General features: G+C 61.4%; 14 protein-coding genes and 1 pseudogene. 3 read left to right on the top strand and 12 right to left on the bottom strand.

Going from position 1 to position 20,227, the window contains the following annotated elements; genetic code table 11:
- Positions 1 to 249: 249 nt before the first annotated feature.
- The 5 genes and pseudogenes from ACQ4OB_RS06060 to ACQ4OB_RS06040 form a co-directional block, all read right to left on the bottom strand.
- Positions 250 to 888, bottom strand: coding sequence for an NADH:ubiquinone oxidoreductase subunit N (locus tag ACQ4OB_RS06060; protein ID WP_074872455.1), 639 nt, complete (start codon positions 886 to 888; stop codon positions 250 to 252).
- Positions 889 to 970: 82 nt separating this feature from the next.
- Positions 971 to 1,300, bottom strand: a pseudogene (locus ACQ4OB_RS06055) (type II toxin-antitoxin system RelE family toxin).
- Positions 1,290 to 1,535: a type II toxin-antitoxin system Phd/YefM family antitoxin gene (locus tag ACQ4OB_RS06050; RefSeq protein ID WP_074872453.1), complete on the bottom strand. Its 246-nt coding sequence runs from the start codon at positions 1,533 to 1,535 to the stop codon at positions 1,290 to 1,292. The pseudogene ACQ4OB_RS06055 and the gene ACQ4OB_RS06050 overlap by 11 nt, the downstream one beginning before the upstream one ends.
- Before the next feature lie 111 nt (positions 1,536 to 1,646).
- On the bottom strand, positions 1,647 to 1,892 hold the full coding sequence (locus tag ACQ4OB_RS06045) for a DUF2789 domain-containing protein (RefSeq protein WP_074872451.1): 246 nt from the start codon (positions 1,890 to 1,892) through the stop codon (positions 1,647 to 1,649).
- Between the two features lie 140 nt (positions 1,893 to 2,032).
- Entirely contained in the window at positions 2,033 to 2,494 is a 462-nt protein-coding gene (locus ACQ4OB_RS06040) for an aminoacyl-tRNA deacylase (RefSeq protein WP_008148137.1), read from the bottom strand.
- A gap of 197 nt (positions 2,495 to 2,691) precedes the next feature.
- On the opposite strand from ACQ4OB_RS06040, the gene ACQ4OB_RS06035 reads away from it, so the two are divergent.
- The 3 genes from ACQ4OB_RS06035 (at position 2,692) to ACQ4OB_RS06025 (ending at position 4,713) form a co-directional block, all read left to right on the top strand.
- The gene (locus ACQ4OB_RS06035) at positions 2,692 to 3,222 is read left to right on the top strand and encodes an NfeD family protein (protein WP_074880437.1); all 531 of its coding nucleotides are present in this window, start codon (positions 2,692 to 2,694) and stop codon (positions 3,220 to 3,222) included.
- 2 nt (positions 3,223 to 3,224) lie between these two features.
- Positions 3,225 to 3,983 (top strand): slipin family protein, encoded by a 759-nt coding sequence (locus ACQ4OB_RS06030; RefSeq protein ID WP_430955287.1) that lies wholly within the window; start codon positions 3,225 to 3,227, stop codon positions 3,981 to 3,983.
- A 346-nt stretch (positions 3,984 to 4,329) separates the two neighbouring features.
- The gene (locus ACQ4OB_RS06025) at positions 4,330 to 4,713 is read left to right on the top strand and encodes a DUF6124 family protein (protein ID WP_102616237.1); all 384 of its coding nucleotides are present in this window, start codon (positions 4,330 to 4,332) and stop codon (positions 4,711 to 4,713) included.
- A 170-nt stretch (positions 4,714 to 4,883) separates the two neighbouring features.
- On the opposite strand, the gene cysC is transcribed toward ACQ4OB_RS06025, so the two are convergent.
- From cysC to ACQ4OB_RS05990, 7 genes are all read right to left on the bottom strand, one after another.
- Positions 4,884 to 5,480, bottom strand: a complete 597-nt coding sequence (cysC, locus tag ACQ4OB_RS06020) for an adenylyl-sulfate kinase (protein WP_430955286.1) — start codon at positions 5,478 to 5,480, stop codon at positions 4,884 to 4,886.
- Positions 5,464 to 6,978: a TolC family protein gene (locus tag ACQ4OB_RS06015; RefSeq protein WP_430955285.1), complete on the bottom strand. Its 1,515-nt coding sequence runs from the start codon at positions 6,976 to 6,978 to the stop codon at positions 5,464 to 5,466. Before ACQ4OB_RS06015 ends, cysC begins: the two co-directional genes overlap by 17 nt.
- 42 nt (positions 6,979 to 7,020) lie before the next feature.
- Positions 7,021 to 14,910, bottom strand: coding sequence for an Ig-like domain-containing protein (locus ACQ4OB_RS06010; protein WP_430955374.1), 7,890 nt, complete (start codon positions 14,908 to 14,910; stop codon positions 7,021 to 7,023).
- Positions 14,911 to 14,960: 50 nt separating this feature from the next.
- A complete protein-coding gene (locus tag ACQ4OB_RS06005) occupies positions 14,961 to 15,806 on the bottom strand; it encodes a sulfotransferase family protein (RefSeq protein ID WP_430955284.1) in 846 nt (281 codons plus the stop codon).
- 164 nt (positions 15,807 to 15,970) lie between these two features.
- Entirely contained in the window at positions 15,971 to 18,067 is a 2,097-nt protein-coding gene (locus ACQ4OB_RS06000; RefSeq protein WP_430955283.1) for a biotin/lipoyl-binding protein, read from the bottom strand.
- A complete protein-coding gene (locus ACQ4OB_RS05995; RefSeq protein ID WP_430955282.1) occupies positions 18,068 to 19,387 on the bottom strand; it encodes an efflux RND transporter periplasmic adaptor subunit in 1,320 nt (439 codons plus the stop codon).
- On the bottom strand, positions 19,384 to 20,157 hold the full coding sequence (locus tag ACQ4OB_RS05990) for an efflux RND transporter periplasmic adaptor subunit (RefSeq protein ID WP_074872436.1): 774 nt from the start codon (positions 20,155 to 20,157) through the stop codon (positions 19,384 to 19,386). The genes ACQ4OB_RS05995 and ACQ4OB_RS05990 overlap by 4 nt, the downstream gene beginning before the upstream one ends.
- Between the last annotated feature and the right edge of the window lie 70 nt (positions 20,158 to 20,227).

The raw sequence follows: 20,227 nt of genomic DNA, 5'->3' as shown, positions 1-20,227 counted from the left end.
CTTCCCTGAACCCTGACGGGTTACGGTCACGACTGCGTAAAAGTGCGGTGCAGATTAGCATCAGGCGCACCGGGCGACCCAATGATTAAAGGTGAAAGAGTGTCTATGGACCGTACACAGGGGTTGAGAGTTTCGGCGGATATGAAATCGCCATCGCGAGCAGGCTCGCGCCTACAGGGTGTCGTGATCGACACATAACCCATGTGGGAGCGAGCCTGCTCGCGATGGCGCCAGTCCTGCCAACACCGATCAGGAATACTGCGTTTCAATCTCATCAAGCTGATGATCAAAACTCTTGAGCCGTGCGGTCCATGTATAGACCAGCACTTCGAAGTCGCGATTGATCACCGCCGTGCCGCTGGGGGATTCCGAGCGCGGGTCGCAGAAGTCCAGTTGATAGCGTTCGCGGGCCATGGCGGTGGCGACATCGGAGAGTTCACGGGCGTTATTGAGCCAGTGCCAGCCCTCCTCGGCCACTTGCTTGTCCAGCGCCTGGCATTGTTTTTTCAGGTTTTCGAGGCTTTTTTCCAGCGGTGTGCCGGTCAGTTCGCCCATGACTTCCTGGAACGTACGGCCCGGTTGCCAGTAACTGCCCCAGAAATACCGATCGAACACCGTTTCAACACGGCGCAGCGCAACCTTGGTGTCCCAGATCAGCACCAGGGTCTTGCCTTGTTCGAGCTGTCTTTTCTTGATGCGCTGACCCTGGACCGACGCCCAGGCCACCACCACGATTGCCATCACGGCAATCAATGCCGCGGCGCTGTCGAGGAACACCAGCGCCGTGTCGATCTGGTGAGCCAGCATGATGCCGTAGAAATAGGTGGCCGACAGCAACACCAATGCCGCTATAGCGCACCAGAAGCCGGGAGCATAAGGGTTTTTCATTATTGGAATCCCCATGACCAACACGAGCCTTGATTGATGAGGTCAACGCGCAACCTCATCAAGTCAAAGCATAGCAACGGCCTCAGGGTTTGCCCTCGTTCGGGCCTTGCGTTCGTCCGCTTTCCCAGCTGCCACGTTTCTTGGCTCGATCATAAACAGCGCTGCGCTCACGCTTACCTACCGCCACCACGGAAACGACTACACGCTCATCAATAACCTCATACACCAACCTGTACCCCGATGACCGCAGCTTGATTTTGTAGCAGTCAGGCATTCCATGGAGTGAATCTGAGGGCACTCGCGGGAGTTCAAGTCACTCTGCCAGTTTCTTTTTGAATTGCTCGCGCAATGTATGACCCAGTTTGTCCCACTCCTTGCGTGCAGACGGCAGGAATTCGAGCTTATAGGTCATCCAGATTTACCGGGATCGGCGTTTCATGCCTGCGCGAGCGAACGATTTCTGCCAATTCAAGGTCATCGAGGCGTTCCATCATGGCCTCGAAAACATCGGCCGGGACCATGTAGCCCATTACTCGATTGTGATTCAGCACTGCAACGGGCCCACCATGGGCGCCGCTGAAAACCGCAGATGGGTTTTTCTTCAACTCAGACACACTGACAGCCAGGTCGGCCAGAACATATTGCATAATTAAGACCTCAATTCAGGTCACGATTCTGGTCCATTCATGCTTTATGAGCAACCTGGAAGAAACTCTAAAACTGTATTTGCATTCGAATTATTTACCGCTCACCCGTTTTTACACCCCCCGCCCCTTCCTCAGCAGCACATCCAATTGATCCACCACCTCCGCCCAATCGGCGTCATCCAGAATGTCGTCGCGCAGGAATTCCGCCTGGCTCTGAGTCCAGAAAAACGCATCCGCCAGGTGCAATTCGGGTTTGAGCGGGGAATGGGTGGCGATGAATTTGTCGATGCTTTCGGCGTCGTCGGGCAGGCCGAGTTGTTTGAACAGGTTGGGAAGGCTGTGGATTGGGGATTCCATGGTGGGCTCCTTTTTCATGGCAAATGATTGGGTGACTGCTGCGCAGTCAATCGCGGGCAAGCCACGCTCCCACAGGAACGGCGAGAACCCTGTGGGAGCGTGGCTTGCCCGCGAAGGCGTCATCACTGACGCCGCAAAAACTACTGACTCAACTCACACACTTCAGCATGCGGCACCATTTTCAGGAATTCCGGCACGCTCATGTGCACCAGGTTGTTGTGGTTACCCGCCTCCAGGTAGATGTCTTTTTGCCGGGTCAGCAGTGGGTCGATGACCATGTCCAGGCCATAGGATTCGCCCAACGCCGGCACGGCGCCGCGTTCGCAATCCTGGAACAGATGCGCCAGGGTGCTTTCCCGGGTGATCTGCCATTCGCCACTGCCGCGTACTTTGCTCAGGTCCAGGTGACGGCTCGCTGGCAGCACAGCCATCAGGTAATGGCCGTGGTGGTCGTCGAGGATCACCGATTTGGCCACCCGCTCGGCAGGAATGCCTGCGACCCGCGCCGTTTCAAGGCTGCTGGCCGAGTGCGGATGGGTGACGACGTCAAATTCGCATTGAGCCTTGTCCAGGCTGTCCTGCACTGTTCTTGCCATACGCATGATGCACCTCGGTGTCCGCAACAACGTTTCGCGGACGATGGTTAAACCTTTCTCACCACTAAAAGTCTAGGCCCGCTGACGCCAGCGCGCGGGAAATCTGCCCGCCGGAACACGGTCAACAATTGATCAAAATTCGTACAATTGAGCGCTCAGCTAGACTGTATAAAGAACCATCAATGACTCTCCCGGAGGGTCACGTGAACACTCGTTGTTTTACGGTTGCGCTGCTGTGGGCTCTATGCGGATCGGCTTTCGCAGCGGACACCGTCGTCGTGCTGGTACCCAATCCCATCGGGATCTGGCTGATCACGTTCGGCATCGCGTTTCTGATCGCCGAGGCGGCCCTGCCCAATTACGGCGTGATCGGCCTGGGCGGCATTGTGATGTTCGTGATCGGGGCAGTGATTCTGACCAACACCGAGGTGCCGGTTCCGTTGATGATCGGTTTGGGACTGATCAGCGCGCTGCTGTTGATTTTCCTGCTGATCCGCGCCCTCAAGACACGACCGCGGGAAAACGTCAGTGGCGATGCAGGGCTGGTGGGCAGCGTGACACAAGTGATGTCGCTGGCCGGCAATGCCTATAACGGCTGGGTGCACCTGCAAGGAGAAAAGTGGCAAGTGCTCAGCGCCACGCCGCTGCAACCGGGGCAGAAAGTCCGGGTGGTGGCACGCAAGGGATTACTGCTGGAAGTGGCCGCGGCTGACGCGGCGCCGGCTGGAGAATAACCATGGGTTTGCAACTGGGTTTTGTCGCGCTGCTGTTATTGGTGATTGCACTGGCGGGGTCGACCTTCCGCATCCTGCGCGAATACGAACGCGGGGTGGTCTTCCAGCTCGGGCGCTTCTGGCAGGTCAAAGGCCCTGGCTTGATCCTGCTGATTCCGGTGGTGCAGCAAATGGTTCGCGTCGACTTGCGCACGGTGGTCCTCGACGTGCCGCCACAAGACGTGATCACCCGCGACAACGTCTCGGTCAAGGTCAACGCAGTGTTGTATTTCCGCGTCCTCGATCCGCAGAAGGCGATTATTCAGGTCGAAGACTTTCTCATGGCCACCAGCCAATTGGCCCAGACCACGTTGCGGGCAGTGCTCGGTAAACATGAACTCGATGAGCTGCTGGCCGAGCGTGAGCGGTTGAACATCGACATCCAGCAAGTGCTCGACGCCCAGACCGATGCGTGGGGCATCAAGGTTGCCAACGTCGAGATCAAGCACGTGGACCTCAACGAATCGATGATCCGCGCCATCGCCAAACAGGCCGAAGCCGAACGGGAACGCCGGGCCAAGGTGATCCACGCCGAAGGCGAATTGCAGGCCTCGGAAAAACTCATGCAGGCCGCCGAAATGCTCGGGCGCCAGCCGGGGGCCATGCAGCTGCGGTACATGCAGACGTTGAGTTCGATTGCCGGGGACAAGAGTTCGACGATTGTCTTTCCGCTGCCGATCGAGTTGCTCAAGGGCATGGCGGATTTGTCGTCCAAATCCTGACCTTTCCTACAGGCGCCAACGTCCGGTAACCGCGTCGGAGATTTCCTTCAAGTTGTAGCGGCGTTGGTGAACTTGTTCCGGTCCGAAGCCGGGTCTAGTCTGGCTTTGTCACTGAATAAACGGTGACACGGACGTGCAAGTCCGACGAAACTGTTTAGGTCGCAATTGCCATATATCTCAATGAGCCTTTATAAGCTCGCTGTTTTATGGCGGCTGCGCGCAGGAGATCCTCGGATCTGCTGGGTGTCCTAAACAGTCCCGGTCTTGCACACCTGCGCTCAGCCGCCACCCCATTCGCGTGCAAACGAACGGTGGCGGTTCCAACTTACTGTTTAGGGAGTTTTATATGTTCAAGGTATCGCCAAATCCGCCAGACAACTCTGGCACCCCCTCCGAAGATCCACTCGAAGCCGAAAAACTCAAAGAAGCCGCCGACCGCGCCTTCGCCCACTACTTCCCCCCGACCACCGAAAAGCCGCCCAGGCACCGCAAAGGCCACCTCTTCACCGTCGCCCCCGAGGTCAACACCGAAACCCTGCTGGCCAACGCCGCCGAAGACCTGCTGTCCATCAGCGCCATCGCGGCCAATCTGGCAGACGAAGTGGACGGGACACGGCGCTCCGTAGCCCTGGCGCTCAGCCGCATGGCCGATGGCGTGCAGTTGCTCGTAGAGCGAGTGCAGGATCATTGGGATGAGTCGGAGGTCATGCAGGCTCGGGTCAAGGTTTAGCCGGTAGATTTATGGTGAATTGACCACCGCTATCGTCGGAACGCCGCCCGGAGCAGGCTCACTCCTACATTGAATCTCAGTCGTACACATATCTTGTGTTCACCGAAGATCCACTGTGGGAGTGAGCCTGCTCGCGATTGCTTCAGTGCCGTCAATACATGACTCGGCACCTAGCCCAACACCTCACCGCCAAGCCAGGTCAGCAAGTGATCGAGACAGGCCTCAACCGATTGCACGCCCGTATCAAGCACCAAGGAAGCGGACCGCGGCGGTTCATAGGGCGCAGACACGCCGGTAAACCCAGGCAAATCCCCCCGTCGTGCACGGGCGTAATGCCCTTTCGGGTCGCGCTGCTCGCACACGGCGAGGGAAGCGCTGCACCAGACTTCGCGGTAATCCTCGCCCAGTCGCCGGGCGAACACCTCACGCAATTCCTTCAACGGCGCGATCATCGCCAGGATGACGATTTGCCCGTTCTCCACCAGCAGCGCCGCGACTTCGCTGGCGCGGCGGATGTTCTGCAGACGGTCATTGTCGGTAAAACCCAGATCCCGATTGAGCCCGACCCGCAGCCCGTCGCCATCGAGCACGATGCTCTGCACACCGCGCCCGAACAGCTCGGCGTGCAGCGCCTGGGCCAGGGTCGATTTGCCTGCCGCTGGCAAACCGGTGAGTAAAATCGCCGTGCCGCGATGGCCGTTGCGCGCCTCCCGTTGTGCGCGGCTGATGCTCGCCGTCGGCGCCAGCAGATTATTGGACCGGGGCATGGGCCACCGGTGTCGTGATGTTCCCGTCCGCCCACGCCGCTTCGCGGTTGGCCAGCGCGCTGGCAATGGATTGCACTTGGGTGGATTGCACCTGATCCGGCAGCGGATCGAGCCCCGCACTGGCAAAGATCTGGCCGTAAGCGTTACGCAGATCGGCGTACGACAGGTCGCGACGCAAATCGGCCTGCAAAGTGTTCAATTCGCCCTGGATCAAGTCCAGTTCACCCAGACCGGCCGCCTGATGACGGTTGCGCAGCTGGCCAACGATCTGCCCGTCGATGTCCGACAGTTGCTGATTGGTCTTGAACTGCCGCAACGCCTCGCGGTAGTTGGCGTTGGCCACATAAAGCTGCGCCAGCACCGCAATCGACATGGCCTGGCGGCGCGCCGCAGCGACTTCTTCGCCGGCCTTGGCGACGTTGATCGCCGCCGGAGCGGAGATCACGTTGAACAGGTTCCAGGTCACTTTCACGCCGTAGTCGGCCCAGCCCTGCTCCACCAGGAACGAGTTGCTGTCGTAATGCCCGCCCGCCGAGAACTCCAGCCCCGGCAGCAGCCGCAACATGGCTTTGCGGGTTTCCGCCGCGCTGATGCGGCTTTGGTAATCCTGCTCACGCAGCTCGGGACGACTGGTCAGGGCTTCCTGTTCCAGGCTGGCGAGGTCAACTTTCAACTCCGGAATGACATAGTCGTCCTGGGTCGCCAGGGTCAGGTCGGTGCCCAGCGGCAGATTGATCAGGGTCGCCAGTTCGGTTTTCGCCAGCGACAGCGCACGCCGCTGTTCTTCCAGTTGGCGGGTGGCTTCGATCAGCGAGCGTTGATACCCCAGGGCCTGAATCGGATCGCCGATTCGCTGCTGGCTCATGCTTTGGCTGTTGCCGCGCGCGGTGTCGACCCGGGCCATGAGGCTGTCGATCTGCTTGAGCAAGCGCTCGGCGGCCATGGCTCGCCAGTAGGCCGAACGCACGTCCTGAACGATGGTGTTGATCACCTTGCGCCGGCGCTCCTGAACGATCAGTCGCTGGTCGCCCTGTTGCTTGGCGCTGATGTAGCTGACGCCAAAATCGAGCACGTTCCAGACCATGGTCAGGTCGGCGACTTCACGGTCGCGGTCTTGCGAGGTCGATGGCTCCAGAGACTGGGTGCCGGTCCGTACGCTCTGGCTGCTGGAGGCGTTGACGTTGTTGCGGCCGACGTACCCGGCGTCCAGCGCCATGCGCGGCAGCATGTCGAAACTGGCGAGGTCGAGTTGGCGCTTGGCCAGGGCCTCTTCCATGATTTTGAGCCGGCCTTCGAGGTTGTACTTCACTGCGCGGGCCATGGCTTGATGCAGGGTCAGCGGACCGCTGAGGGGTTCCTGATCCTTGTACATGTTTTGCAGGTCGCTCCTGGCGCGCTGTTGGCTGACGCTGCGTTCGATCGGTTCACTGGTGACTGCACATCCGCTGACTGCAAGCGCCAGCAGGCTGGCACCAAACAACTTAGAACTTCTATTCATCCTTGACTGCCCCTGGACACAGCATTGTTTTTAGGTGTTTTTTCAGGCCTGCATTTCGCTGACGCCGACCTGTCGCAAAGCCGCGGCCAGGCTGTCGACCTGCCGTTGCTCGGTGTCTTTGAGCTGTTGCAATTGCTGGACGAGACTCGGCGCACCAAACACGCCGCGCAGCCCCTGTGAAACATCCCCGGCCTTGATCGACTGGCTGCCGAATGAGTTCAGCGAGTCTCGTTCGCTGCCGGCGTCCTGATTGAACAGGCTCGACAGCGTGCTGGTGCCGAACACCCCGCCATCGCCACCGCCGAAGCCGAGGAAGCCATTGCCCGAGCCATCGCCGCCGCTGTCACTGCTGCTGAACACCTGGGCGATGAAGCTGGGGGCCAGCGCACCGTGGTTCATGAAGATGTCGCCCAGCGGCCGGATGCCATTGCCGATCACGCGGCTTTCGAACAACGGGGTAAAGGTCAGCGGTGAGCCGAGATCGCCGGTCGGGGGCGTGAAAATGATCGGTTGCAGTGGCACGTTGGGCTGATCGGCAACGGTGACCGGCGGTGGGATCCGGGCCAGCGGGTCAGGCGTCACGACCACGGCAGGCGTCTGCACCGGCACGGTGTCGATGGTGTAGTTGTTGGACACCGCCACACCCGTGCCGGTATTGCCCGAACCGTCGCTGACGTTGCTGCTGTCCAGCGCAATGAAGTTGCTCGGGTCAGTGATGCTCGCCGTCGGCGTGAAGGTCGCGGTCCAGGTCTTGCCGCCGTCGCTGCTGGCCAGGTTGGTGAGCTCGCCGTTGGTGACGCTGAGGTCCGACAGGTCGAAATCGCTCACCACTTCGCTGAAGGTGATGGTCACCAGCGTGGTTTGACCGACGCCCAGGTTCGGGTTGGCGACCACGATGGTTGCCGTCGGCCGGGTGGCATCGAGCGCGTAGTTGTTGGAGATCGCGATCCCGGCACCGGCGTTGCCCGCGGCGTCTGCCACAAGGCTGCTGTCGAGCAGGATCAGGTTGGTGGTGTCGCTGATGCTGGCGGTCGGGGTCAGGGTGGCGGTCCAGGTCTTGCCGCCATCGCTGCTGAGCAGGTTGGACAAGGTGCCATTGGCGACGCTGAGGTCCGACAGGTCGAAACCTGAAACAGTCTCGGTGAAGGTGATGGTGACCGTGGTCGTCTCGCCGATGCCCAAGCGGTTATCCGCCACCACGATGGTTGCCGTCGGCCGCGCCGTGTCGATGGCGTAGTTGTTGGAATCGGTCACGCCCACGCCACTGTTGCCCGACGCGTTGATTACACCGCTGTTGTCGAGGCTGATCAGGTTGGTGGTGTCCGTCACATCGACGGTCGGCGTGAACGTCGCGGTCCAGGTAACACCGCCATCGCTGGACGACACGTTGCTCAGCGTGCCGTTGGCAATGCTCAGGTCCGCGTTGGTGAAACCGCTGACCGCTTCGCTGAAGGTGATGGTCACCCCTGAGGTTTCACCCGCCTTGAGGGCGTTGTCGGCCACCACGATGGTGGCGGTCGGCACCTGGGTTTCCACCACATAGTTGGCGGAGTTGGTCGTGCCCGAGCCCGCGTTGCCGGCCTGGTCCGTGACGCCGGTATTGTTCAGGGTGATGAGGTTGCTGGTGTCAGTCACGCCGATGGCAGGCGTGAACGTTGCGGTCCAGGTGATGCCGCCGTCGCTGCTGCTGACATTGCTCAACGTGCCGTTGGCGACGCTCAAATCGCTGTTGTCGAAACCGCTCACCGCTTCGCTGAAGGTGATGGTCACCAGCGCAGTTTCTCCCGGTTTCAGGGTTGTATCGCTCAACACAATGGTCGCGGTCGGGCGCTGGCTGTCGATGGCGTAATTGTTGGAGTCCGTTGTGCCGCTGCCGGTGTTACCCGCCCCATCGATCACTCCGGTGTTGTCCAGGGTAATCAGGTTGGTCGAATCGGTGACGCTCGCGGTCGGCGTCAGGGTGGCGGTCCAGGTGATGTTATCGCTGGTGCTCAGATTGCTCAGGGTACCGTTGCTCACCGTCAGGTCGGCTGTAGTAAAACCGGTTACCGCCTCGGAGAAGGTGATGGTCACCACCGAGGTTTGACCCACCGCCAGCGCTGCATCAGCGACCACGATAGTGGCCGTCGGGCGCTGGGTGTCGATGGCGTAATTGTTGGAGTCGGTCGTGCCGCTGCCGGTGTTGCCCGAGACGTTTTGCACGCCCGTGTTGTCCAGGGTGATCAGGTTGCTGGTGTCGGTGATCGCGCCGGTCGGGGTGAATGTTGCCGTCCAGGTGACGCCGCCATCGCTGCTACTCACCGCCGTCAACGTGCCGTTGGCAATCGTCAGGTCGGCATTGCTGAAACCGCTCACCGCTTCCGAGAACGTAATGGTCACCAGCGATGTTTCGCCGATTTTCAGCGCGTTATCGGCGAGCACGATGGTGGCGGTCGGCAGGACCGTATCGATGGTGTAGTTGCCGGAACTGGTGGTGCCGCTGCCGGTGTTGCCGGCGATGTCGGTCACACCGGTATTGTTCAGGGTGATGACGTTGCTCGGGTCACTCACGCCGACGGTTGGCGTGAAGGTCGCAGTCCAGGTGATGCCGCCGTCGCTGCTGCTCACCGCCGTCAGGGTGCCGTTGGCAATCGTCAGGTCGGCGTTGGTGAAACCGCTGACCGCTTCGCTGAAGGTGATGGTCACCAGCGAGGTTTCGCCCGCTGCCAGTGTCGTATCGGCCAACACAATCGTGGCGGTCGGACGCAGACTGTCGATCGCGTAGTTGTTGGAATCGGTAGTCCCCACGCCAGTGTTGCCGGCTCCGTCCACAATGCCGGTGTTGTTCAGCGTGATGATATTGGTTGCATCGTTGATGCTCACACTCGGCGTGAAGGTCGCGGTGTAGGTGATGTTATCGCTGGTGCTCAGGCCGCTCAGGGTGCCGTTGGCGGCCGTGAGGTCGGCGGTGGTGAAACCGGTCACCGCCTCGGAGAAGGTGATGGTGACCACCGTGGTTTGACCCAGCGCCAATGCGGTATCCGCCACGACGATGGTCGCGGTTGGCCGCACGGTGTCGATGGCGTAGTTGTTGGAATCGGTGGTGCCGCTGCCTGCGTTGCCCGAGGCATTTTGTACACCGCTGTTGTTCAGGCTGATCAGGTTGGTCGCGTCGGTAATGCTGGCCGTCGGCGTGAACGTCGCGGTCCAGGTGATGCCGCCATCGCTGCTGCTCACCGCGGTCAACGTGCCATTGGCGATGGTCAGGTCGGCGTTGCTGAAACCGCTGACGGCTTCGCTGAACGTGATGGTGACCAGCGACGTTTCACCGACGCTCAGCGCATTGTCGGCCACGACGATGGTGGCGGTCGGCAGCACCGTGTCGATGGTGTAGTTGCCGGAGTTGGTGGTGCCGCTGCCGGTGTTGCCGGAAATGTCGGCCACACCGGTATTGTTCAGGGTGATGACGTTGCTCGGGTCACTTATGCCGACGGTTGGTGTGAAGGTCGCGGTCCAGGTGATGCCGCCGTCGCTGCTGCTCACCGCCGTCAATGTACCGTTGGCGATGGACAGGTCAGCGTTGGTGAACCCGCTGACCGATTCGCTGAAGGTGATGGTCACCAGGGAGGTTTCCCCGGCACTCAGGGTCGGGTCAGCCAGAACGATGGTCGCCGTAGGGCGAACCGTGTCGATCGCATAGTTATTGGAATCGGTGGTGCCGCTGCCAGTGTTGCCCGCCAGATCCGCGATGCCGGTGTTGTTCAAGGTGATCAGGTTGGTGGTGTCGTTGATGCTCGCGCTCGGCGTGAAGGTCGCGGTCCAGGTGATACCGCCGTCGCTGCTGCTCACCGCGCTCAAGGTGCCGTTGGTAATGGTCAGGCCCGCGTTGGTGAAACCGCTGACTGCCTCACTGAAGGTGATGGTCACCAGCGAGGTTTCGCCGATTCTCAGCGCCGTGTCCGTCACCACGATGGTTGCCGTTGGCCGCACCGTATCGACAGCATAGTTATTGGAGTCGGTGGTGCCGCTGCCCACATTACCGGTGCCGACAGCCTGCACGCCGGTGTTGTCGAGGGTGATCAGGTTGGTCGTGTCGGTGATGCTCGCGCTCGGCGTGAGAGTCGCGGTCCAGGTGATGCCGCCGTCGCTGCTGCTCACCGCGGTCAACGTGCCGTTGGCGAGGGTCAAATCGGCGTTGGTGAAACCGGTCACGGCCTGGTTGAAGGTGATGGTCACCAGTGAGGTTTCGCCGATTCTCAGCGCGTTGTCGGCAACAACGATAGTGGCGGTCGGCAGCACCGTATCGATGGTGTAGTTGCCGGAGTTGGTGGTGCCGCTGCCGGTGTTGCCGGAAATGTCGGCCACACCGGTATTGTTCAGGGTGATGACGTTGCTCGGGTCACTTATGCCGACGGTTGGTGTGAAGGTCGCGGTCCAGGTAATGCCGCCGTCGCTGCTGCTCACGGCGGTCAGGGTGCCGTTGGCGATGGTCAGGTCGGCGTTGGTGAAACCACTGACCGCTTCGCTGAAGGTGATGGTCACCAGCGAGGTTTCGCCCGCGATCAGTGTGGGATCGGCCAGCACAATCGTGGCGGTCGGACGCACGGTGTCGATGGCGTAGTTGTTGGAATCGGTAGTGCCGCTGCCGGTGTTGCCCGACAGATCCGCGATGCCGGTGTTGTTCAGGGTGATCAGGTTGGTGCTGTCGTTGATACTCGCGGAAGGCGTGAAGGTCGCGGTCCAGGTGATACCGCCATCGCTGCTGCTCACCGCGGTCAACGTGCCGTTGGTAATGGTCAGGTCGGCGTTGGTGAAACCGCTGACCGCCTCACTGAAGGTGATGGTCACCAGTGAGGTTTCGCCGATTCTCAGCGCCGTGTCCGTCACCACGATGGTGGCCGTCGGGCGCACCGTATCGACCGCAAAGTTGTTGGAATCGGTAGTGCCGCTGCCGGCGTTGCCCTCCAGATCCGCCACGCCGGTGTTGTCCAGGGTGATCAGGTTGGTCGTGTCGGTGATGCTGGCGGTCGGGGTAAACGTCGCCGTCCAGGTGATACCGCCATCGCTGCTGCTCACCGCGCTCAAGGTGCCATTGGCGATGGTCAGGTCGGCGTTGGTGAAACCGCTGACGGCTTCATTGAAGGTGATGGTCACCAGCGAGGTTTCGCCGATTCTCAGCGCATTGTCCGCCACCACAATGGTTGCGGTTGGACGAAGCGTATCGATCGCATAGTTGTTCGAATCAGTGGTGCCGCTGCCGGTGTTGCCCGCCAGATCCGCGATGCCGGTGTTGTTCAGGGTGATCAGGTTGGTCGTGTCGTTGACGCTCGCGTTCGGGGTGAACGTGGCGGTCCAGGTGATGCCGCCGTCGCTGCTGCTCACCGCCGTCAACACGCCGTTGGCGAGGGTCAGGTCGGCGTTGGTGAAACCGCTGACGGCTTCGCTGAAGGTGATCGTCACCAGTGAGGTTTCACCGATTCTCAGCGCGGTGTCCGTCACCACGATGGTCGCTGTTGGCCGCACGGTGTCGATGGCGTAGTTGTTGGAATCGGTGGTGCCGCTGCCGGCGTTGCCCGCCAGGTCGCTGACGCCGGTGTTGTCCAGGGTGATCAGGTTGCTTGTGTCGGTGATGCTCGCGCTCGGCGTGAAGGTCCCCGTCCAGGTGAGCCCGCCATCGCCGCTGCTCACCGCGGTCAGGGTGCCGTTGGCAATCGTCAGGTCAGCATTGGTGAGACCGGTGACCGCTTCGTTGAAGGTGATAGTCACCAAGGAGGTTTCGCCGACCTTGAGGGCCGTGTCGGTAAACGCGATGAGGGCAGTCGGGCGTACGGTGTCGACCGTGTAGTTATTGGAATTGGTGGTGCCGACGCCAGCGGTGCCCAGGATGTTGATCACACCGGTATTGTCCAGAGTGATGACATTGCTCGTATCGGAAATGCTGGCGGACGGCGTGAACGTTGCGGTCCACGTAAGGCCCCCATCGCCGCTGCTTACCGCGGTCAAGGTGCCGTTGGCGATGGTCAGGTCCGCATTGGTGAGACCAGTCACCACCTCGGAGAAGGTAATGGTCACCAGGGACGTTTCGCCGATGCTCAGCGTGGTGTCAGCGACCACAATGGTCGCGGTCGGCGGTGGCGAATACGCGGTGTTGAGTAGGCCGCCGTCGTTATAGATTGTCGCGACTGCGGTTGGTGAGGTGCCGGTGCTGCCACCGCCCTGCGCGGTACCGCCTGCACCACTGGCCGCGGCATTACCGGCCAGGGCGGCGAAGTTGGCGGCCGTCATCAGCAGCGTGCCTTTGTTCCAGATCGCACCGACGCCCCGGCCACCAATGCCGCCATTGCTGGCATTACTGCCTTGGCCACCACCACCGCCGCCACCGCCACCAGCACCGATGTTGTTGCTGATGGTCGAGGTGCCGACGATGGTCAGGGTGCCGCTGCTGGCGTTGTAGATCCCGCCCACCGCGTTGCCGCCGGCGCCACCGACCTTGTCCCAACCGGCCCCGCCGCCACCGCCGCCAATGGAAATCGTGCCATTGGTGGCCGTCGCACCGTTACCGCCGTTGCTGTAATAGGAAACGCCTACGCCGCCAGCCCCGCCAGTGGTGGTACCGCCGCGACCGCCCATGTGGGTGGCGTCATAACCGCCGCCGTAACCGCCGACACCACCGCCGCCCGCCTGGCCGCCCAATGTGCCGGTGCCCGGCCCTGCCGAACCGCCATGCCCGCCGCCCTGGCCGCCCAAACCGCCGCCACCGCCACCGCCACCGCCGTAAAAAGCGCCCGTCACACCGCCGCCGCCACCGCCACCGGAAGCGCCGTTGGAGGTTACGCTGACGTTATTCAGGGTCAGAATCCCTGCGTTGAAAACACCCCCGGCCATCGCGCCCGCGGCACCGTAGCCACCGTTGCCGCCCGTGCCCGACACCAGGCCGCGGGTGATCACCAGGCCATCGAGCGTCACGATGCTGCCAGACGACACTTCAATCACTCGGGTCCTGTACTGACCATCGAGAATCACGTCAGCCGCGCCGTCGTTGTTCAAGTCGCCATCAACGGTAATGTTTTTGTTGATCAGCAGCTCGGACGTCAGCTGTACCGTCATGTTGCCGTTGAAGGTAACGATATCGCCGTTCTGCGCCGAGGCGATCGCCGCACGCAACGAACCGACGCCGGTATTGGCATTGTTGGTGGCCGTCCAGGTCGCCAGGCCCCATTGATAGTCGCTCATGGCCGTGGCCGAGAGGACGTTGGCGCTTTCGATGGTGCCCGTGGCAATTTCCAGATCCCAGTCGCCAGCGAGCCCGGTGCGATCGCTGGAGGCGGCCACATCACGGCCGGTCAGTTGCGCCAGCGAGTCGACAAAACTCAAGCCGCGCTCACCTTCGGCGGTGTAGCAGCCGTAGATCAGGATGTCGCCGCCAACGTTCATGTCCTTGCCGATTTCCGTCAGTACCGCGCTGCGGGCCGCGACGTTGTCGGCAGACAAGTAGCTATTGCCCAGCCACAGATCGCCCGCGTTGCCATGGGCAATGATCTGTACCGAACTGATGCCCTGATGGCCGTCCAGATAATCGGCGATTTGCTGCAGGCCATCCTGGCTGGCATCCAGCTGAACCACCTGGGTACCGGGAGCGATACCCTGAAGAAGACTGCCAGCGTCCTTGACCCGCGAATCGACGAACACCACGGTCTGGCCCGGCACGGCAACGGCCACGGGTGCAGGTGTGGCATCGGTCTGGTCGGGGGTGTCCTGGCTGGCAGCCGGTTGATCGGTCGTTGGTGCCTTGGCGGCATCAGCCGTGCTTTGGCTGTCTGCCTGAGCGGTATCGGCCACCGTGGCCGCCACCGCGCCGTCGAACAGCATGCGCGGCTCCAGGGACATGATCATGGGTGAGGCCAGCGCCCGTGCGCCTTCGGTAACTCGCGACTTGCCGTTGCTCCACCACATGCTGCTCACCCGGACTCGAACTTTCTGAGGCATCAATGAAAACGCCGCGATCAACTGATCGCGGCGTCGGCCTTCATACGAATGACATTGGCGGCGCTGGCTGAGCCATCAAGCCAAAAAGACAACTCGGCGTACTGTTTGAACAAATCCGGCGGCAGGATCGTTCGCCTGGATTGCAATTGGACCTTGGCCTTCACCTTATGCAGCCCTGAGAGGCCAAGGGCCTGGTCGAACTCCGGTGCGTCGTAGGCCAAATGGTCGAAATCATGTTCGAACCAGGGTTCGCCGATAAAGTCGTAGACCAGCCGCATCACCCGTTCCGGTGCCTGGCTCAACAGGTCGTAATCGACAATCAGCAATGAGTCGGCCTGTTCGCCGTAATAGGCTTCCTTGAGCGCTGCCCAGGCAAACCCCACCAGACGATTGCGCTGCGCCAGGGTTTCGCAACGGCTGTAGACCGTGTTGCGCTCGATCGCATCGCCGAACAGCTTGGTGTTTTCATAGGGGTTGGCGCGATACAAACGCTCGATGCTGTCCATGACCCAGGCGACATTGCGCACGCAGGCAATGACCTTGGCTTGCGGGAACAGATCGCGGATGGCCGGCAGGCGCGAGCTCCATAACCGATTGGTGTCGAACACCACCGGTTTGTCGGCCTTGTCGGCGTAGAAGGAGTCGAACAGACCGCGAAGCAAACGGCGGCGCAAATCGGTATCGATCACCGCACCGAACTCGCTGCCGGCGCTGCACTGTTCCAGAACCCCGGAAAACAGGGCGCCAACGGGGCTGGTCATGCCGGCATGAAAACGCGGGTTCTGCAAAAGGATCGCAGAAAGCAGGGTCGAGCCTGAGCGCGGCAAGCCGGAAATAAAATGGAACTGTGGCAATCCCTTCACCCTGGTCAGTCCTTTATGTATGAGGGAGCGTAGACCATGAACAGCCTTACGGGTAATGGTGTTTTGATATCAAATCGAAGCTAAATCGTCTGAAAAACGCGATTTTGGTTACAGGTTCAATGCAACACTGCCAGCCTGCGGGTAACACGGTTTCGTTGCGCTCCCTAAAAACCGCTTTCCCTTACGCCCAGCGCCGCCAACCGCCGCCAGGCGACACCCAGCAACGACTCGCCGCGCCCCTGCAACACCACAATGCCGCGCAAGGGTTGCATCGGGGTCGGTACGTTCTTGAGGACGCTCAACCGCGCCCCATATTGCGCCTGTACCGGCTCCGCTCTTTGATGCTGATCCCGGCGCACGGCAATCGGTCCATGGTGATCAGAGGTCAACGCTTCCTGATCGACAAATTCCGCGCCGTTGGTGTCGATTTCACTCAATTGCACGGCAATCGCCGGGTGCATCGGATCGTCGGCGATGAAGCGCCCGCTGGCGCCCGTGGCGACACGCCAGAGCTCGACTTCGGCCAGATACCCGCGTAACCGCGCGCCGTCTTCGACCACCCGCGCCAGCGGATCTTTGCTCGACAACCAGCGACCGACCGCCAACTGCGGCAACAGATCACGCACCTTGCCGGCATGGGGCGCCCGCAGCAGCAGGCGCTCACGCTGGGCGGCCAGGCCTCGGTATTCGGCGACCGCTTCGGCCAGGCGCTGTTCGACGATACCGGCGTCGGCGGCGGTTTCACTGCGGCTGGCCTGACGGCGCATCTGCAACTGCTGGATCTGGATTTCACGACGGACGATGGCCTGGCGCGAATCCAGATCCGGGGATTCCAGCTCAATCAACACCTGGCCTTGGACAACCGCTTCACCATCGTGAACATTTACCGTTTTGACCCGCGCCGCGACGGGCGCGTGCAAGGCACTGGCGCGGCCAGCCTCCAGCATCGTCGGCAACTCCACGGCGCTGCGCCACGGCACGACCAGCATCAGCAACAGCCCAAACAGGGCCAGGCCAGTGAGCAGCACCCGAGGCGCATACGCCTGTTCGCGACGAGCCCACCATTGCCGCCACTCACTCATGATCGGCAGGAAGATGAACCACACCAGTTCCACCAGCATCAGGAAAATCCCCAATACCTTGAAGAACAAGTGATAGACCGCCAGCGCAATCCCGAAAAACAACGCCGCACGCCACAGCCACGCGCCGTAACCCCAGATCAGCAAACGCCGTTGCATCTTCGGCGACCAAGGCTCTGGTGCCGGCGCGCCGTAACCGAATAAAAACTCGCGCAAGCGCCAACGACAAAGGGCAAAGGCTCGCGCTTGAAGGTTGTCGACTTGCCAATAGTCACTGAGCAAAAAATAGCCATCAAAGCGCATGAACGGGTTGAGGTTGATCACCAGCGTGGTCATCCAGGTAGCGCTGGCGAGCATGAACGCCGCCGTGCGTCCGGGACCGTCTGGCAGCAGCGACCAGGCGAGCAGCGCAAGGCTCGCCAACAGCAATTCCGCCAGCACGCCACCGGCGCCAATCAGCAGCCGCGCACGACGATCATTGACCCGCCAGGCATCGCTGACATCGGTGTAAAACATCGGCAACAACACCATGAACGCCACGCCCATGCTCTGCACCCGACAACCGGCGCGCTTGGCCATGAAGGCGTGACCGAACTCGTGGCAGAGCTTGGCAAAGAACAACGCCACGCCGAACGCCAGCGCGCCGCCGAGGCTGAATAGATGTGGGAAGGTCGCGATAAAGCGCTGCCAGTCCCGGGACACCAGAAACACGCCGAGCCCCAGCGTCACTGGCAAGCCGTAGCGCAACGCGCGCGGACCGAAGCGCTGCAGCCATGGCCAGGCGCGATTGAGAAAAGCGTCCGGGCGCCACAGCGGAATACGGAAAAACAGGTATTGGTGCAGCAAGATCTGCCACAGCGACTGGCGTTGAGCGGCCGCTTTGAGGCTGTAACTGGCGCGCTGTTGCGGATCCAGGGCGGTGATCAGGTCGTGGCTGCGCAAAAAGGCCAGCAATTGCTCTAGCTCCGCGCTATCCAGCGGCAAGCCTGGCTCACGGTTGGCGGCACGCAGTACTTGCTCGGGATCACCCAAGGACCAATGGCGCAGCAGGCGCATCGCCGCCACGCCGAGTTTGAAATAGCGACCGCGCACCGGATCGGCCAGGGTCCAGCGTGGCGAGCCATCGAGCGCTGGTGATGCAGGCGTCAGCTGCAAATCTGCGCGCAGGTTCGGCAGGCTCATCTAAAGCCCTACGCTCTGGCGCAAACCGGCCAGGGGTTTACGTAACAGGTACAGCGCCAGCGGCGCACGGTCACCGAAGACTTTCGCCGTGCCGCGCAGCCCGATACGCGGTGGCGTCTGCTGGAAACTGGCGTCGAGACGATAAGCCAGCTGCCCGCCGGCCGTGGGTTGTGCTTCGTAAGCTGCGCGTTCAAGTCGGGCCAAATGCCGTTGCAATGGGTCACTGTCGAGAAACAGCGCAACTTGCGCGCCTGGCTCCAGCGAAATCGCATCGCCCACCGCCAGTTCGATGCGCAACTCAGCCTGGGTCGGGTCGGCGATTTCCATCAGCCGCTCGCCGGTCTGCACCGGTTTACCGGTCCAGCGTTCCGCGTCGGCGAACACCGCAATACCGGCCCGTTCGGCGCGCACTTCGCTGCGTTTGAGCAGTTCACGGGCGTAATCCCGTTCAGCACGTTTTTGCTCGACGCGTGCGGCCAGCAGATCGATTTTCGAGCTCGATTCAGCATCGGCGAACGAGCGTTGGGAATTGGCCTTCAACTCAGCTTCAGCAACGCCCAAGGCGCGCGCGGCCACATCGGCCTGGGCCCTGAGCGTGGTGCTTTCAAAGCGCAACAACAGGTCGCCGGCTTTCACCGTCTGATTGGGTTTGACCAGGAATTCGGCGATCACCCCGTCCAGCGGCGCGGCAACGACTCGGCCGCCCAGCGGAACAACTTCGGCCGGCGCCAGCACCGATTGCCGCACCGGAATCAGCAGCCCGAGCAACACCACCGCGACCAGCGCTACCTGACGTTTTCGCGTCCAGCGCAGTCGCCACGGTTTGCGCGGTTGCAATGCCAGCCAGGCATGGCTGTGGGTGTCACCCAATTGCGACAGCAACACTTGTTCGGAAGGATTCCACGGCAGATCCCGCGCCAACCACAGACCGCCAAACACCTCACCTTGGTGATCGATCAGTGGCAGCCAGAACACCTGTGCCGCCGAAAGACTTTGCCAATCCGCCTGAATAGATTCGCCCAGAACATTCGGCGGAATCACCCGCGCCTGTTTCAGCATCTCGCGCTTGAACAACTGCGCCACGGCCTGCTCGACAAACGCCACGAATGGCGCATTCGGCTCCACCGCACTGACGCCCGTCACAGCCTGCACCTTGCCGGCAATCACCAGCGCCGCGTGACGAAAGCCGAACAGCGCCTGACCGTCATTGACCAGGCTGTAGGCCAATTGCGCAGGCGTGCGAGCGGCGCGAGTCAGGCGTTCAAGATCCAGAAACCTTGCGAATACTTGCTCTGGGCCGCCCGCAACGGGCGCGTTCATTTAAGCTCCGCGAAACGTGCGGTGCCACTCATGCCGGCCAGCAAACCGTTGGCGCTGGGAAGCGTCGCCACCAACAGCAAAGTCTGACTGCCTTCGTCAATCCGCGCGCCGAGGCGTTTAACCGTGGCATTCAGTGGCTGACCGGTTTCATCGGGAACAAAGCTGAAGGTCTGGCCAGGCTTGAGCCGGGACATCCAGCGCGACGGCACCAGCAGATGAATTTCCAGGGTACGGTTGTCGACCACGTCCAGTAACGGCGTGCCGGCAGCGACGCTTTCATAACGCTTGACCTTGCGCTCGACAACCTGGCCATCGAACGGCGCCAGCACGCTGCAGCGTTTGACCTGAACCTGATAAACCTGGGATTGCGCCTGAGTCTCACTGACCTTGGCCGCGGCCCGCGCCACTTCAAAACGCCCGACCGAATTCAACGCCGCCAACTGCTTGTTGTGGGACAGCTCTTCACCGGCGCCACGGCTGGCAGCCTGGGCCGCATTGAGTTGGGCTTGATAAGCCGAACAATCGAAACGCGCCAGGGTGTCGCCCTTCTTGAACGACTCGCCCTCACTGAACGGCAACTCGACAATACGTCCGGACAACTCACTGGCGAGCACCGCCTGATCCCGGGCACGCAGCACGCCACGGGCCTCACTGCTGACGTTTGCACTGGCGCTGCTGTCCAGCAGCGGATCGTCGGGCGCAGGCGTTTGCGCCTGGACTGCGCACGTTACCAAGGTCAATCCAATAACCCACACACGAACACGCCGCATAACCGTAACTCCCTGACGGATGAGCGGAGTCTATGACAGCGTGGGTGGGCGTCAAGCGGATGGGCGTCAT

The organism is Pseudomonas sp. ES4, assembly GCF_050586665.1.
GTDB lineage: Bacteria > Pseudomonadota > Gammaproteobacteria > Pseudomonadales > Pseudomonadaceae > Aquipseudomonas > Aquipseudomonas frederiksbergensis.
The sequence above is the reverse complement of the archived record's forward strand: the minus strand, read 5'-3'. Positions and strand labels throughout refer to the sequence as shown.